Source organism: Ignavibacteriota bacterium, from assembly GCA_016218045.1.
GTDB lineage: Bacteria > Bacteroidota > Ignavibacteria > SZUA-365 > SZUA-365 > JACRFB01.
This window is the reverse complement of the sequence record JACRFB010000010.1, coordinates 177,134-193,012: the sequence shown is the minus strand read 5'-3', so window position 1 is coordinate 193,012 and position 15,879 is coordinate 177,134. Positions and strand designations below refer to the sequence as shown.

General features: G+C 57.6%; 14 protein-coding genes and 1 other RNA gene. 6 read left to right on the top strand and 9 right to left on the bottom strand.

Annotation, left to right across the window (positions count from 1 at the left end; translation table 11 throughout):
* Positions 1–19: 19 nt before the first annotated feature.
* From HY962_03180 to HY962_03165, 4 genes are read right to left on the bottom strand one after another with little or no spacing between them, the layout of a single operon-like run.
* A complete protein-coding gene (locus HY962_03180; protein MBI5645909.1) occupies positions 20–691 on the bottom strand; it encodes a hypothetical protein in 672 nt (223 codons plus the stop codon).
* A complete protein-coding gene (locus HY962_03175) occupies positions 688–2,175 on the bottom strand; it encodes a hypothetical protein (protein MBI5645908.1) in 1,488 nt (495 codons plus the stop codon). Before HY962_03175 ends, HY962_03180 begins: the two co-directional genes overlap by 4 nt.
* A gap of 3 nt (positions 2,176–2,178) precedes the next feature.
* Complete coding sequence (locus HY962_03170) at positions 2,179–2,928, bottom strand: hypothetical protein (GenBank protein MBI5645907.1); 750 nt, start codon at positions 2,926–2,928, stop codon at positions 2,179–2,181.
* The gene (locus tag HY962_03165; GenBank protein MBI5645906.1) at positions 2,921–3,445 is read right to left on the bottom strand and encodes an RNA polymerase sigma factor; all 525 of its coding nucleotides are present in this window, start codon (positions 3,443–3,445) and stop codon (positions 2,921–2,923) included. The genes HY962_03170 and HY962_03165 overlap by 8 nt, the downstream gene beginning before the upstream one ends.
* A 343-nt stretch (positions 3,446–3,788) precedes the next feature.
* Between HY962_03165 and HY962_03160 the strand changes: the two genes are divergently transcribed.
* On the top strand, positions 3,789–4,304 hold the full coding sequence (locus HY962_03160; protein ID MBI5645905.1) for a DUF192 domain-containing protein: 516 nt from the start codon (positions 3,789–3,791) through the stop codon (positions 4,302–4,304).
* Positions 4,305–4,327: 23 nt separating this feature from the next.
* Complete coding sequence (locus HY962_03155) at positions 4,328–4,990, top strand: redoxin domain-containing protein (GenBank protein ID MBI5645904.1); 663 nt, start codon at positions 4,328–4,330, stop codon at positions 4,988–4,990.
* Between the two features lie 86 nt (positions 4,991–5,076).
* Here the strand turns inward: HY962_03155 and HY962_03150 are convergent, their stop codons facing one another.
* Both HY962_03150 and HY962_03145 read right to left on the bottom strand, forming a co-directional pair.
* Positions 5,077–6,069, bottom strand: coding sequence for a hypothetical protein (locus HY962_03150; GenBank protein ID MBI5645903.1), 993 nt, complete (start codon positions 6,067–6,069; stop codon positions 5,077–5,079).
* A gap of 55 nt (positions 6,070–6,124) precedes the next feature.
* Entirely contained in the window at positions 6,125–7,456 is a 1,332-nt protein-coding gene (locus HY962_03145; GenBank protein MBI5645902.1) for a hypothetical protein, read from the bottom strand.
* Between the two features lie 347 nt (positions 7,457–7,803).
* On the opposite strand from HY962_03145, the gene ffs reads away from it, so the two are divergent.
* Positions 7,804–7,902: signal recognition particle sRNA small type (ffs, locus tag HY962_03140), an RNA gene on the top strand.
* 16 nt (positions 7,903–7,918) lie between these two features.
* Here the strand turns inward: ffs and HY962_03135 are convergent.
* Positions 7,919–9,559, bottom strand: coding sequence for a VWA domain-containing protein (locus HY962_03135; GenBank protein ID MBI5645901.1), 1,641 nt, complete (start codon positions 9,557–9,559; stop codon positions 7,919–7,921).
* Between the two features lie 127 nt (positions 9,560–9,686).
* On the opposite strand from HY962_03135, the gene ggt reads away from it, so the two are divergent.
* From ggt to clpX, 3 genes are all read left to right on the top strand, one after another.
* Positions 9,687–11,327, top strand: a complete 1,641-nt coding sequence (ggt, locus tag HY962_03130; protein MBI5645900.1) for a gamma-glutamyltransferase — start codon at positions 9,687–9,689, stop codon at positions 11,325–11,327.
* A 42-nt stretch (positions 11,328–11,369) separates the two neighbouring features.
* A complete protein-coding gene (locus HY962_03125) occupies positions 11,370–12,086 on the top strand; it encodes a hypothetical protein (protein ID MBI5645899.1) in 717 nt (238 codons plus the stop codon).
* Positions 12,087–12,183: 97 nt separating this feature from the next.
* Positions 12,184–13,431: an ATP-dependent Clp protease ATP-binding subunit ClpX gene (gene clpX, locus HY962_03120; GenBank protein ID MBI5645898.1), complete on the top strand. Its 1,248-nt coding sequence runs from the start codon at positions 12,184–12,186 to the stop codon at positions 13,429–13,431.
* 9 nt (positions 13,432–13,440) lie between these two features.
* Here clpX and HY962_03115 read toward each other — a convergent pair whose 3' ends face one another.
* Together HY962_03115 and HY962_03110 are read right to left on the bottom strand one after the other, a co-directional pair.
* On the bottom strand, positions 13,441–14,937 hold the full coding sequence (locus HY962_03115; protein ID MBI5645897.1) for a DEAD/DEAH box helicase: 1,497 nt from the start codon (positions 14,935–14,937) through the stop codon (positions 13,441–13,443).
* Positions 14,934–15,842 carry an SDR family oxidoreductase gene (locus tag HY962_03110; GenBank protein ID MBI5645896.1) on the bottom strand — a complete coding sequence of 303 codons (909 nt, stop codon included), beginning with the start codon at positions 15,840–15,842 and terminating at the stop codon, positions 14,934–14,936. The genes HY962_03115 and HY962_03110 overlap by 4 nt, the downstream gene beginning before the upstream one ends.
* Positions 15,843–15,879: the final 37 nt, after the last annotated feature.

The window sequence follows — 15,879 nt, the reverse complement described above, 5'->3', positions numbered from 1 at the left end:
GCCGGTACTGCAAATATACTCAGAGTCCGATCCAGGTGAGAGTGTGATACGTGACATCGTCCTGATCGATGCGGAGAAGCGCCTTGCCTGGAAGAGCGTAGATAACCAGCTTGCCGTTCCTGTATCCTGTGACGTCGTACCGGTACACGCGTCTCATCGCGCCGGTATGGTCCTCGATCACCGTGTCTTTTGCAGCCACAAGGACTGACACGTTACCGGTCGGACCGTTTGTCTCGGCGGTGCGCGAACCCACTTGAGCGGGATACGGAAGAATAAACGCGTATCGCGGTGATCGTCCGGGCTCACGCAAGGTGTCGAGAGGAAATTCGTAGAAGGCGATGCTTCTGTCGACTTGGCGGAGCAGTAACGGCATGGTCACGCCGAATCGTGAGGGTGCATCGGGAGTGTACCCGAAAGGAGCACGGAAGTACCGGGTTCCGGCGATGGTGACATCGGAGGGATTCAGCACATAGGTCTGCGGCTGTTCGCCGCGCGGCACAGCCATGTACACCCAGCTTATGCCGCGTTTCAATTCCAGAAGCGACTGCGCACTGTCGATGCGGCTCGGTTCTGTCACCACGGGAGGCACTATCGGCTTCAGCGGCGGATCGTCAGGAAAATCACATCCCTGCACGCAGAGCAGCCCTGCGAGTGCCAGAATCACTGAAACTGTCGCGAGGCGCCTGTTCAAAAAACTACTCCGATTCCGTAATGAACGCCGATCTTGGTGCTGACCTCGGACTTGAGATGCGACACAGCCGATGGGACAGCGAAGACGCCGATGTTATGGAAGAGCATCACGCGCACACCGATGCCGATTTCCGTGATCGTCGAAACATTCGAAAAGGCCGCGGAGGCATGAATGATCGGTTGCACGGTGCTGCCGCCCAATGTGAGCCGGGCGTATGGACCCACATATCCGTAGGTATAAGCCACGACCCCGCCGTATTCGTTGATACGGTCGACGTCCACCTGCGGCCCGGGCGTCTCGTGGAACGAGTCCTGCCCCCCCATGATTCCGAGTTCGAGGGCGTGAGAAATACGGTACCCCACACGTATGCCGATATGTGTGAACATGTGCCGCAGGGATTTTTTCTGATCCACGGGGAATTGATACGCAAAACCGCTCTCGGTGGAAATGGTGATGCGGCCGGTTGAGCTGACGGTTATCGCGGGAGGCCGTGTCGGCGTATAGGATCCCGCGGATTTATCCTTCGTGACGTCGAGCGTGCCTGTGAACAGCGGCCCGCCGGCGGAGTCGATGGCGTGAAGCGTGGCCGTGTACTTGCCGTCGGGGACGCTGGCCGCGTCCCACGGAATTTGGTATACACCGGCCTCACGTCGCCCCTGATCCAGCACACGCGTGCTGCCGTTCACTACCACCGAGAGGGTGACGACGGATGTTGCGGGAACGGCGTACGAAAGCCGTGTGCTGGCGGAAAAGGGCTCAGGTGAATTCCGCGAGAAACCAAAGTGACGCGGCGTTTCGAGCGTGATGATCAACGCTTCATCGAGTGAGGAAGGGACGACCTCATCAGTTGAGTTCTTGAGCGGTTCCCAGGTGGGGAGTGCGAAATGCAACGGTTCGTTCCCGACGATGTCCACGATCCGTGAAAAGACTTCGCTCTGCTGCACTGTCAGAATGGTACCGTCGAGGGTCACCACCGCGCGCTCCAGGAGTATGCGCGCGCGGAGGGAGCGGCCCGCATATGCGAGCGGTGCGATGGAGGCGCGGATCATGTATTTGGTGCGATCGTCGCTCGACGACACGTGACCTGCTGCCTCGCCGGCGCGCGGCACGTCCACCACGAGCCCGCCGATGAAAAACTTCTTCTGAAGATCGGCCTCGGAGACGGGCTGTGTGCCTTCCACCGGTATTTCCTTCGCGAAGGCGAGCGGATTCGCCTGATGCAGCGGGATGGGGCCACGGCGGTACGTGATGTCACGGCCCTCGAATCGCCGAATGTATTCTACCGCGCAATCGAGCAGGGGAAGGACTTCAGTGGATGTGCTGCCCAATGCCTGCACGGTCTCGCGCATGAAAATATCGTTCGGGGCAATGATGTCGTACCCGTTGACGTCCTGTCCGCGCGCAACTCCCCCCATGAAAATGGGAACGGCAAACGCGAGCGTTGCGAGAACGAGCGCGACGGGAAGGATGCCGGGTCGGTTCATGTGTCAGTTCCTGATGCGGTCGCTCGGTGTCAGGCGCACTTTTTCAAGCGAGGCCAGCATGACGTTGTATTGCTGGAGGTACGGGTGCGCGTCGGCAATACGTGTTTCGATCGGGGCGGCGGGAGTCTCGTCCTGCGCCACACCTTCGCTGACTGTCGGCACAGTCTCGTCGTTATGCGTGGGAGGGACCACGATGGTCTCGGCAACATCCACGGCCGGGGCGTGGTTCGCGGCGGGATCGGGTGTCGGTTCCGAAACAACCGGGGTGGCCTCGCGTTTGGTTATGTACACCGGCTTGATGACATCGCGGTACTCGGTGATGGTCTCCGTGCGAGTGACAACAACAGTGTCGATCCGCGCGGCCGAAAATGTCTCGGAGCCCTGGTTGCCGGAACCGGCGGGCCGGAAGAGCAGGAAAAGGATAACTGTGGCCGCCACGCCCGCGAGCGCGGTGCCGAAGAGATGCGCCCATCCGAAACCACGCGGACGCGCAGGCAGGACCGGAGCGGAATGTCCGGGTAGCTGCGCGACGGGAATGCTGTTTATGCGCTCCAGCAGGGCGTTGCGCGTCTCGAGCGGCACGGCCGTCGCATCGCGCAGACCGCGCAGTTTGAGGGACATCGTCACATGTCGGCGCAGCAACGCGGCGACGTCACTGTTGTTCTTGCACGCCTCGAACAGTTCGCGTTCCTGCTCCGGAGTGCTTCCGCGGTGCAGGTACGAGACGATCAGTTCTTCGATGCGATCATTCATAGTCGTTCAATATGGGCTGAAGGAGATGATGTAATTTCTGTTTTGCGCGGAAGATCCGGACCTTGACGTTCGAGAGGCTGGTACCGGTCAATTCGGCGATTTCTTTCAGGGAGTATCCTTCGAATTCGGCCAGGATGAGTGCTTCGCGATGTTCGGGAGACAGTTGGCTGATCCCCCAGTGGAGATGTTCGATTTCGTCGCTGTACTGTGATGACTCGGCTGCAAGTTCCAATGACGGATGTTCGTTTTCGTCTATACGCACCGAGCGGTTGTCTACTCTTTGTGTCGCCTTCATCGCGTTCAGACACTCGTTTCTCGCGATCCGGAATAGCCAGTTCGTGAGTTTGTCGGTGTCACGTACGGTGTGTAGCGATTTGAATGCCTTGACAAAAACCTCCTGAAATACGTCGTTTGCCTTGTCACGATCGCCGATCACGTAGAGGCAATACGCGAATACACGCCGATCATGGTCGGCGTAGAGCTGGTTGAAGACCCTCCTGCGGTCGGCTTCCGTCATGCGGTCTGGTATTGAGATCCTGTTCTTCGCGGGTGAACACTGTTCTCTCCGTTGCCCTCGACAATCTGGGACAACGGTAAAAAGACAAAGTCCTGAAGTCGAAAGTTACACCGGAAATCCTTGCATCTCAATGGTTTCGGGGGAAAACGCGTGCATTCAGGAGATTGGAATCGTTTCGTGTAAGTAGAAGTTTAGTGCAGTACGCACCCCCTGCTTGGATTTTCTCCTCATGAAATGGCATGTTTGTGCTCCGCCGGCCCGGCGGTGAAACTGGATCAGGAAAATCATGCAAAAAACACGAAAGTCACAACAAAGCGGCGGCAATCCGCTGCGCACACGCCTCTTGATTGCCGTGGGCATCCTTGCGGTTGCAGCCCTGCTTTATATCGGACGGACAATCTTTTCTCCAAATAGACAGGAAAGTACCGTGGAACGAAGCGAATCATACAATCCGGTACAGTCGCCGCTTCGTGCCGATGCATCCCTCACCTTCGCCGGTGCCGATGGTGCCGGGAAGTCGTCGGTGCAGGTGGAAGTGGCAAATGACGATGCCTCACGTACGCGTGGTTTGATGGGACGCACTTCCATGAGCGAGGATCAGGGCATGCTGTTCATTTTTGAGGATACGGACGTCCGGTCCTTCTGGATGGTGAATACGCCGCTTTCTCTGGATATTATGTTTGTTGGTGAAGATATGTCGATCGTGAAGATTCACCAGAACACAACGCCGTATTCCGATGCGTCTCTTGAATCCGGCGCCCCGGCGAAATACGTGGTGGAGACCAATGCCGGGTATTGTGCGCGGCATGGTATCGTTGAAGGCGACAAGATTCGTTTTACAATGAACGGTGCGAAGTGAGTGCGCCTCCGGATACTGCCGGTATGGATCGGAACGCGCGGAAGGTCCGCGTATTGCTCCTCACGTCCATTGCCGCCTTCCTCGTGCTCGGTACGGTTGCGGCCATCTACGTTATAAAAGGCGGCGAGGATGCTCCGGCATCACCCATGGTGTGTGAAACCGACAGTACATCACGGACGTCGCGCTTGTTCCGTAGCGCTCTCCCTGATCTTGCGTTGTCAGCGCTCGATGGCACGCCAGTTTCGATACGGTCGCTCGCAGGACCCTCGCTAACAGTGCTCGTCTTTGCATCCGCCACCTGCCCGTGTTCCGACGGGTACACGGGCCGCCTGAAGGAGCTGTTGGATATGTACGCGCCGAAGGGTGTGGGTTTTGCCGCCATCGATGCAAATACGGATGAATCCATCGATCAGATAAAACGCTATGTCACGGCGAAAAAATACCCGCTCACGATGTATCGCGACGAATTGCAGGCCGCCGCGGATTCGATGGGTGCAACGGTGACGCCGGAAGTCTTTGTATTCAGGCCGGACTGGACTCTCGTCTACCATGGCCGTATCGACGACGACAAAAGCGGCATTCTCGTCGAGGAGCGTTCGCTCGCCCTCGCGCTGGACACCCTTCTCATGGGAACGGCGCTGGCCGCGTCCGAGAAGCCCGCGCGCGGCTGCGCGATCCGACGATAGCCCTCCGGCAGACGCATGCGGTCGGCATAAAATGAAACAGCCGCGGCGAGACGCCGCGGCTGTTCAAATAAACGGATCAGCGAGTCTTATTTTACGTACGGGAAATTCATGCAGTCCGTCGGAATGAAGGCGGTCTTTTTCGCATCAACCATCTGCTGGTGGATGAGCGCCTGTGTGCCGAAGCTGAGTGATTTTGCATCGTAGCCGAGGACGCGCAGAATGGCGGCCACGTTCGCGCTGGTCTGACCGGTGTAACAGTACACCACGATGGTCTTGTTCGTCGGAAGGGTCTTGAGGAAGGTCGAGAGTTTCAGGTCGGCCTTCGGTGTATACTGGATGGCGCCCGGGATGTGTTTCATGCTTGTATAATCCGCAAGCGTCCAGTAGTTGACGATGTAGTACTGGGTCGGATCCTGCATAACAGTGGAGGCCGCGATGGAGCACTTCGAGTAACCACCCGCGAGGAGGGAATCGAGGCGCACCTTCAGAATTTCGGCGCCTGTGGTTTTGCCGGTGTTGATGGTCGGCATCGTGCCTGCGGCCGCCTTTGCGGTGACTGCATCGGTGAACTGGGTGGCATATTGGCTGTTGATGTTGGCGGTAATCTTGTCGAAATCCGCGTGCCATGACGACATGCCGAATTTCATCGAGAACACAGTGTTGTAGCCGCTCATGCGAAGGACTGCCGTGGTCCATGCAGCCGACTGGCCCGAGTAACAAATAACAACGATTTTGTCGTACGAGGCGGGAGTGATGGTCTTCATATACGTGAGGATGTCGGCGATGGCGACATTCACGGCGCCTGCCACATGGCCCTTGTCATAGTCGGCCTTCGCGCGCACGTCGATCAGATGAAACTTCTTTACGCCGTCGAGATCTTCCTTCACCATCTGCGCTGTGACGATGGCGGGACAATCCGTGTTCAGATATCCTGCATCACCGCCGGCAAGCAGCTCTTTCACGAGAAGATCCGCCTCGTCTATTGCGGGCGGAACGACGGGATCGTCATCCTTGGAGCAGGCGCTCACAAAGAGCATGACGGGGATAAGAAGTGCGAACAGCTTTGTGTAACGATTCATGAGGTACTCCGATACTGATGAGTGATGGGGTGTATTATTGGGTGTTGAACGAGTGCTAATTCCAACCGGCCGGGAGTGTTCCGTCTACAACGACGGGTTTGTTGGCCATGACTTCCCAGGATTTGAGATCCGCTTCGAACAGGAACCAGTTCTTGTTGCGGCCGTTCTGAATATGACAGGCGTCGAAGCAGGGTTTTCCGGACTCGATCTTGGTCCTGTCTGTCCAACGTTGAATATTGTGCGGGGATGCGAGTTTGAAGGTCGGCGCTGCGTCGAAGTTGGCTATGAGCGGGATGCCGTAATTGCTCCAAGTATCCGGTGCAAACGGCGCGTTGCGAACGACGACGTATTTGAAGCGTTTCGTCTGCGGCATCGCGTTGCGGCCGATCTTGAACGCGAAATACGGGCCGTTGCGGACGCCGGTGCCCACATGGCAGGAGCCGCAATTCTGGTATTCCTGCGAATGGCATGTGTAGCAGCTTATGTCGTTCCAGTGTTTTGAATGATACGGGTTGGCGCTTGCCTTCTCGGCGTGGCAATCCTCGCACTGGGGCATGTCGACCATTTTATACCGCTGATTGTATATCTTCCCGTCGCCGTGCATTTCCTGTCCCTTGTGGCAGTTGATGCAATGGCCACCCGGGAATTTCGAGTAGTGCACATCCGGGCGAGTTCCGAACGCCTCGCCGAAATACGCGTTCGCGACGCGGGCCGAGTGGCAGGCGGTGCAGTTCTCACGCATATCCGGTATGCGTTTGAAATCGTGGGCGGCGAGAAAACCGCCGAGCGCCTGACGCGGACGCATCACATGACATTCGCCGCAGGATGCATGGCATTTCCCGCAGTTCTTATCATATCCTGTCTTGAGCATCTCCGGGAATGATGCATAATCCGGAAATCCTCCGCGCAACGCGACCATGTGTTTCTGACCAAAGCCCTGAGTGTGGAGACTGGTGAGATCTTTCGATGCAATCGCGGGATGGCAATTGCCGCAGGCGTTTTGCGCGTCCTTCGAAGGAGCGGCGATAAATCCGCCGGCATGAGCCGCATTTTTATCGGCCGCCGGCTCAACGCCGCCGTGGCAGGCAACACATTTCATTTTCCCATGTGTGGATGCCAGGAATTTCTGTCCGTTCGGCCCGCCGATATAGACCTTCTGCCAGGCCTCCATCTCGGGGAGCGTGCCGCCGCAGCCGCCTTCACCGGGAGGTGGCGGTGGATTCGGTGCAGCGACTTTCTTCAGTGTCGCTTCGCTGCTGTGACATTCAAGGCAGGTCATCGGACCCGCTGTCGGATCCGTCGGTGCGGGAGTCTCGTCGTCCTTCGAACATCCCTGGAAGAACACAAGAGCTGCAAAAAGCAGCATGGGGAGCACGGTCAGTTTCATAGGTGCGTATCCATTCTTGGATGTGAGAAAAGTGCGGGTATCAATGTCGCATTTCGACGTGCAGAGGGACACGAAATCGCCGAAATCGCGTAATCGGCGCATATCTTGCTCTGACGATTATTTAATATAAGCAAATATAGTGCCCGTTACGAATTGACACAGGCACTCTCCAGTCCCCAGTTCCTAGTTCCCACTCCCCAGTTCCCAGTTCCCAGTTCCTAGCTCCTAGCTCCTAGCTCCTAGTTCCTAGTTCCTAGTTCCTAGTTCCTAGTTCCTAGTTCCTAGTTCCTAGTTCCCGATTCCTTGCTCCTCATCCACGAAACACGTACATTTATTGACCCATTGAAGGCCAAGTCCTTCGCAATGCAATGATGCTCAACCCCGCCAGGTCCGGAAGGAAGCAACGGCCAGCACTCGTTCATGTGACGAAGGGGAGCTTGGCCTTCTTTATTTGCCGCGAGCCTATTTGAGAAGGGAAATACGCCTGGTATCCCGCGAATCGGGTGCGATAAATTCGAGGAGGTAGGAGCCGCTGGCCAATCCGCCGCCGTCGACGACGGTCTGGTGTTCGCCGGCTGTTGTGCTCGCGACGGCGGTCTCACGCACAAGTCGTCCAAACGTATCGTACAACCGAAGGACAGCGGGACCGTCCAAGGCCAGTCTGTACCGGATCCGTGCAACGGGATTGAAGGGATTCGGACTGACGGCGAGCAGCACGCTCTTCTGTGTGCTGCGGATCGGTGCGCGCTGCACTGCCTGTCGGCACACCCCGTTGATCGTGATGGACGAGTTGTTGCCGGCGGTGATCGTACAAGCGGGATCGACTTCCACCGCCTGAATCACAAAGGGTGTTTTGACGCTTTCTGTTCTGTCGTGGGCGGAGAAATGTGCAAAGGCGAGGATGCCCGTGTCGCGTACAGCCGTCGATCCATTCAAAGTGATACGTCGACCCAGCGCCAGAGCCGCCGTGGTGATGGAGTATCCGGTGGTGAGTCTGCTGCGTGTCACGGAATCGAGTCGCACGAGTGTGGTGTCGTAGATTACATCGAATCGAAACAGGCGCGGCGGACGGTTGCTGCTCACACGAGTCAGTTGCAGAGGAACCGTGATCGATGCTCCCGCATCCACGGCAAGGTCCGCATCCGATGCGAGAGTAATGTACGAAAAGGACGTGCTGTCGTAAGGCAGTGTATAATTTCTGTTGTCGCGGTCGTCCATGTTTGAATGACGGACCTCTATCTCCACACGGTGCAGCGAGCCGTCGAGACAGGTGAGCCGCGACTGATACCGCAGTTCACAGATCCCGGTGGGAGTGATCTGATTTGTGATATCCTGGTAAATCTGATCGAGATCGGCGCCGCTCGGAGCGTTGTAGTAGCGTCCGCCTGTCGCGGTTGCGAGACTCCGCAGTTCGCTGGTGTTGATATTGTTTCCCAGCCCTATACTGTAAACACGGACGTTGTTCTTCTGCACCGAATCGCGCGCAGCGTTGAACGAACTGTTCGATTCTGTGTCGACGCCGTCGGTGAGCACAATCATGACTTTTCGATTGACACGGCCGCGCATGTAAATCGCGCCGGTGATGATGGCGTCCCACACGGCGGTGCCGCCGCTCGTCCGTATCGCGTTGATCCGGTTTTTAAGCAGTGTTTTGTCCGCGGTCCAATTTTGATCGTACGAGGGGCTGTCGTTGAAGGACAGGAGAGCCGCCTCGTCGCCTGCACCCAGCCGGTCAACAAATTTAGTTGCGGCGCTTTTGGCGTCCACAATAGCGTTGCTCCCGATAATCGGGCCCATGCTGTTGCTTTTGTCGATGATGAGCATCACTGAGACCGGACCGGACTGTGCCGTATCATCGCAGCCGCCTGTCACCGGGGCCTGAATGAGACCGTCCTCGAACACGGTAAAATTGGCCACGCTTAATCCGGTGAGCGCCGACGAACCGGAGCGCACTTTTACTTTCGCGCGGATGGTCGGAAATTGCGACGCGTCCAGTGTGTCGATCGAGATGCTGAGCTGGGCCTGCGCTGTCTCTGCAAACAGCGCGAAGGCGCACAGCAGGGCCGCGACAGACTGAAGGATAAATCGGAAATGACGAATCATGGCGGCCCCGCGCGGGATTTCTCGGTAGTTGAAACTCGAGGTGATGATGCTGAATAAAAAAGTACTGCGAAACCCTCTGCGTTTCAAGTGTGTATTTTGTCTCCTCCCGCTTCTGGTGGTTCAGTGCATGGAGGCGCAGAATGCGGGCCGCCTGGCTGTATCGAAACACGCGATGGTCGTGTCGGCCGAGGAGCGCGCAACACGCGCCGGTCTCGCGGTTCTGAAAGAGGGAGGAAATGCCGTTGATGCGGCGGTCGCCATCGGATTTGCTCTCGCCGTCACGTATCCGTCCGCGGGAAATATCGGAGGCGGTTCGTTTATTCTGGTTCGCATGGCGGACGGACGCGCGAGCGTCATCGATGCTCGCGAAACCGCGCCGATCGCCGCGCGGAAAAACATGTATCTCGATGCCGCGGGCCGGCCGGTGCCGCTGGCCTCATTGCGCGGTCCGCTCGCCTCCGGTGTTCCAGGAGCCGTCGATGGCTTGCTTCTCGCGTTGCGTAGGTATGGCACGTGGGGACGCGTCCGTGTCATGCAACCGGCTCTTGCTCTGGCGCGTGATGGTTTCAGGTTGAAAAAATACGAGGCGAATTTTCTCGAGCGGCAACTCCCGTATTTCGAACAATACCCGGCATCGATGCATGTATACACAAAAAACGGGAAGGTGTATCGCGAAGGCGACCTGTTCCGTCAGACGGAATTGGCCGCGACACTCGATCGCATCGCGCGCTTGGGACGAGCCGGTTTCTACGAGGGTGTGACCGCGGATTCGATAGTCGCGCATATGCGGCGGGACGGAGGTATCATAACCCACGAGGATCTGCGCGAATACGTGGCCGTGGAACGACGGCCTCTTTCCGGCGGCTATCGTGGATACACGATTCTTGTACCGCCCCCTCCCAGCGGAGGCGGTATGGCGCTGTTGCAGTTGCTGAATATTCTCGAAGGATATGCCCGGCAGGACATGCAGGACCTGGAACCGCGCACACTGCATCGTGCGGCCGAAGCGATGCGCCGGGTGTATCGCGACAGGTGGCGCTTCCTCGGTGATCCGGCCTTTGTATCCATGCCGGTTGATTCGTTGATATCGAAAGAAACTGCAGGACGGCTTCGCGAAACAATTACCGATGAAAGTGCCACGGATAGCAGAACACTTGCGCCGGGTGGCGGGCTGCCGCATGAAGGGGAGAATACAACACATTACTGCGTTGTTGATCGCTGGGGGAATACCGTCTCCGTTACAACAACGTTAAACGATGTGTGTGGTAATAAGTCTGTTGTGCCGGGCGCGGGTTTTCTTCTTAACAACGAGATGGATGACTTCAGCACCGCTCCCGGAGTTCTGAATCAATTCGGCCTCCCCGGCAGCGTGGCTAATGTCATTGAACCACGGAAACGTATGCTGAGTTCGATGGTCCCAACCATCATCATCCGTGACGGCAAGCCCGTTATGCTGCTCGGCAGTCCGGGCGGCTCACGGATTATTACCTCTGTTCTGCAAGTGATGATTTCGGTCATCGACAAGGGACTGAGAATCGATTCGGCAGTCGCACGCGGACGTATGCACCACCAGTGGATACCCGATACTCTGTATGTTGAAAATGGTGCGCTGCCGCAAAACACAATAGACATACTAAGATCAATGGGCCATGCGGTCAAATTCACCGGGCCCTTCGGCCGGGTGGAAGGCATTGTGTATAATGCGAACAAGAAGCGATGGGAGGCTGCATCCGATCCCCGCGGACATGGAATGGCGGCCGGATATTGACTGGTTCCACGGAATGTAAAATGAAATACGATATTCGAAGTATTGGATATTGTTGACAGTGGGGTAATACTGTATATTGCGGCGTATCCCGAAATGCCACTATTTAATCTTGGAGTATCAATGGAAACTGTTAAGGAGGTACGCACCCGGCTTGCCGCCATGGAGAAGTCCACCTCCCTGTTGCAGATTTCGAAGGGCAGTAAGATCAATTACATCACCCTGAGAAAAATCAAGGCCGGCGTGACCCAGCGGATTTCCACAAGTGTCCTCAAGCGGTTTAATGATTACTCGGCTGCGTTCGGAACGGGTGCAGCACCTGCAGTTACGAAAAAGGCAGGCAAGGTAAAATCCGCTGCAAAGAAATCCGCTCCCGTGACAGCGAAAGGAAAGGGGAAGAAGCAGACAGCCGGGGCCGTTTCTCCTTCCGCAACGAAGGCGGCACCGAAACGTCGTGGCCCAGCTCCGAAAGTTGCAGCCGGGGCATCTGCGCCGGAAGGCACGGCTGCGTCCGCTCCGAAACGTCGCGGCCGCAAGCCGAAGGCGGTGTCCGCTGCCACAGCGACGCCGAAGAAGAAGGGCGCACGCCGCGGCCGGAAGCCCGGAACAGTGGTGAAGAAAGTCGCTGTGAGCGTTCCTGCGTCGGCTCCGCTCGTTTTGAGCGATCGTCTGAAAGCCGAGATTGCCGCGACAAAAAAATATCTTGCGTACTTGATGAAACTCGAGGAACTCGAGACGGAATTCCATTCGCTGAAGAAATAATTTCCTATTCACACGCGTGCCGCCGATCCGCGAACCTGTCGACGCCTGGCGTCCTTGACGCGGTATCGGCGGCACGTGTCTTGTAAACGACCGACGCATGAGTTATCAACAAAAAGAAATCCGCTGCTCCTTCTGTGGAAAATCATCCCGCGAGGTGGAAAATATCATTGCCGGACCAGATGCATATATCTGCAATGCATGTGTGCTCAGTTCGGTCGATATACTCCGCAACAACGCCGCCGCAATCTCGGCCCAGTCTTCCAAACCCAAAAAACATCTGGCTCCCGCGCAGATAAAGGCGTCGCTTGATGAGTTTGTGATCGGCCAGGAGGAGGCGAAAAAAACCCTCGCTGTCGCTGTGTATAATCACTACAAGCGCATCGACGCAAAACAGCTTGCCGGCGCGGAGGATGTCGAGATAGAAAAGAGCAACGTGCTTTTGGTCGGTCCGACAGGCACGGGCAAGACGCTGCTGGCGCGCACGCTCGCGCGTGTGCTCGACGTTCCCTTTGCCATTGCGGATGCGACCACGCTCACAGAGGCGGGATATGTGGGCGACGATGTCGAGACGATTCTCGTGCACCTCCTGCAGAATTCCGACTATAATGTTCAGCGCGCCGAACGCGGTATCGTGTACATCGACGAGATAGACAAGATCGCCCGGAAAAGCGACAACGTGTCGATTACGCGCGATGTTTCAGGCGAGGGAGTGCAGCAGGCGCTGTTGAAAATTCTTGAAGGATCGGTCGTGGGTGTGCCCCCCAAAGGCGGACGAAAACATCCCGAACAGCCGTTGATCAACATCAACACGCGTGATATTCTCTTCATCTGCGGCGGAGCGTTCGAAGGTTTGAATACTGTTGTCGCGCGCCGCATCGGCAGAAATCCGGTGGGATTCGGAGCGGATGTGGATGCGCGGACCGCGTCATCCGACTATTATGTACCTTTCCTCGAGCCGGATGATCTGCTGAAATACGGACTCATCCCAGAATTGATCGGCCGCCTCCCTGTGGTGTCCGTCCTCCATCCCATGACACGGGAAGGTCTGATGAGCATCCTGACGCGGCCGCGTAACGCGTTGGTGAAACAGTTCAAGAAATTGTTCGAGATGGAGAATGTGACGCTGGAATTTGATCAGGCAGCTCTTGACGCGATTGTTGACAAGGCGCTTGAACGTGGCACCGGCGCGCGCGCGTTGCGTTCCATCACCGAGCGGGTGATGCTCGATATTATGTATCAACTTCCATCGCTCGCCGATGTGAGCCGCTGCTTTATCACACGTGAGACGGTGGAATCCGGCAGCGAGCCCTTGTATTCGTTCAACGAGAGAAAAAAGACGGCCTGACGCCTGATCTCAACGTCTGCCGCCACCGCCTCCTCCACCGCGCCGGCGCTTTGGTCCCTTTCCGGAAGCGGAAGGTCCCTGCTGCGCAACAGGTGGGGGCGGTTCGGGTGTAAACACCGGCATCTGCAGACCACGGGTGTACGCCCGATCGAGTAGCATCGCCAGAAGCTTCTTGCCGTCTTCATCCTCTCGCAGTGTCTCGACGAGTGGACCGTAGCGCTCGAGACGTTCGCGATCCTGCAGCGCGAGACCTGTCATCTCTGTCTCAAGCAGAACCAGCAGTCGCTCGCCTGTGCGCGCGGCAACATCTTCGGGGGTTGGCAGTTCACGTTTCGCTATATCGAAGTGATACTGCCGCGCAATCGCGAGGAGACGGCCTTCTTCGAAATCCTCGCACAGCGTGATCGCTATGCCGGTTTTTCCCGCGCGCGCTGTGCGTCCAGAGCGATGGACGTACACGGCGATGTTCTCGGGAATATCGTAGAGGAACACGTGACTCAGGTCGCTGATGTCGATGCCGCGCGCGATAACATCGGTTGCGACAATAAAACGGAGCGTGCCATCGCGCAACTGCTGCACTGTGCGTTCGCGGGCGTTTTGCGCCACATCGCCGGTGAGATGGCGCGCGTCGTATCCGTTGTTCTTGAGAACCTGCGACAAGTATTCCACTTCGCGTTTTGTGTTGCAGAACACGATGGCGGAATCGGGGTTCTCCATTTCGATGAGCCGGAGGAGCATCCTGTCCTTTTGCAGCGCGGGCACCACGTAGTACATGTGCTCGAGCGTCGAGACCACTTCCTGGCCCCGGCTGAGGATCAGGCGTTCAGGATTGTGAAGGAAGGAATGGGCGAGGTCTTCGACATGGTAGGGTATGGTGGCGGAACAGAGGCAGGTCTGCCTGTCCTTCGGCAACTGCGCGCGCAGCTTGCGTAATGCGGGAAGGAAGCCCATCGAGAGCAGTTCGTCGGCCTCGTCGAGCACCAGCCACGTGATGCGCTGCACCGAAAACGTTCCGCGATAGATGTGATCGAGTATACGTCCGGGCGTGCCCACCACTATGTGCGCACCACCGCGCAGCGCGGCGTTTTGCTCGCCGTATCCGACACCGCCGTACACGAGCGCGCCACGAAGAGGCAGTCCCTCGATGAGCTGCATCAGCACCTCGTACACCTGCCGCGCGAGTTCGCGTGTCGGTACAAGCACAAGCGCCTGGCTCCACTCGTTCTCCGGCACGACGGTCTGTATCATCGGCAGGAGGTACGCCGCGGTCTTGCCGCTTCCTGTTTTGGCCTGGACGATCAGGTCACGTCCGGACATGAGCGTCGGAATCGCGGCGCTCTGCACGGGTGTGGGATCGGTCCAGCCAATGGATGCGACGATCGAGCGCAGCGTTTCGGGGAGGTCGTTGAAGGAGAAGTCGGATGCCAGCGGCGTCATGTCGCCCTGGGCGGCATCGTCGAATTCGGGAATGGGCTGGTCTTCGGTCATGGAGATGGAATCGTTCATGCGGTACGGTGAGATGAGTGCACTGGCTGCGCGTCACGCATTGTGTCGCGGATGCCAGTACGAAAATCGGTGAATGGAAATCCTGTCGCAAGACGGACCTTCTCCGTTCGCAGACTGGTGTCGTCGATCGGATACGCATCCACACCGCGAACGTACACGGTGGAGGTGATGCGCGGATCGGAAATATTCGCTTCTTCGGAAATGATACGGCCCATTTCCTCGCGCGAGAGCCTGTCGGGCCCCGCCGCGTGATAGATGCCTGCGTTCTCTACGCGCTCGAGGAGGGGAACAAGCAGTGCCGGCACATCAGGTGCGTAGAGCGGAGTACGGAATTGATTCGCGTACAGGCGCAGTTCGTCCCGCGCGTGTAAAGCGGGCAGCGTCCACGACAGGAAGCCGCCCGGACCGTTTCGCGACGGACCGTACATCAGCGCTGTGCGCAGCACGATGACGCGTCCGCCCGATTCGAGCGCGGCCGCTTCACCCTCGTATTTGCTCTGTGCATAGACCGACGGCGGCTGTGGCACGTCGTTTTCTGTGTACCATCCGTCGCGACCGTCGAATACGAGGTCCGTGGAAATATATACAAAGGCGGTGCCGTTGGCCGCCGCGGCCTCGGCCAGCGCGCGTGTGCCGTCTCTGTTCACGCGCATAGCGAGCGCTGGCTGGGCGTGGCAGGAGTGCACGCTGGACATAGCCGCGCAGTGTATCACCGCGTCGTAGTCCTGAAAGCGAATCGTAGGTGACGTCGCCAAGTCCAACGGGAGCCAGCGCCATGGCGCCTCCGGCGGCGGAGCGGCGTTATACGTGGCACTCACGACGAGGCCGCGGGCGGAGAATGCGCGCGCGCAATTCCATCCGAGGAAGCCGGTTGCACCGGTGACGAGAACACGTTGAAAACCCATGTCACTCAATGTATCGCGTTTCCGCGTGCCGAACAAT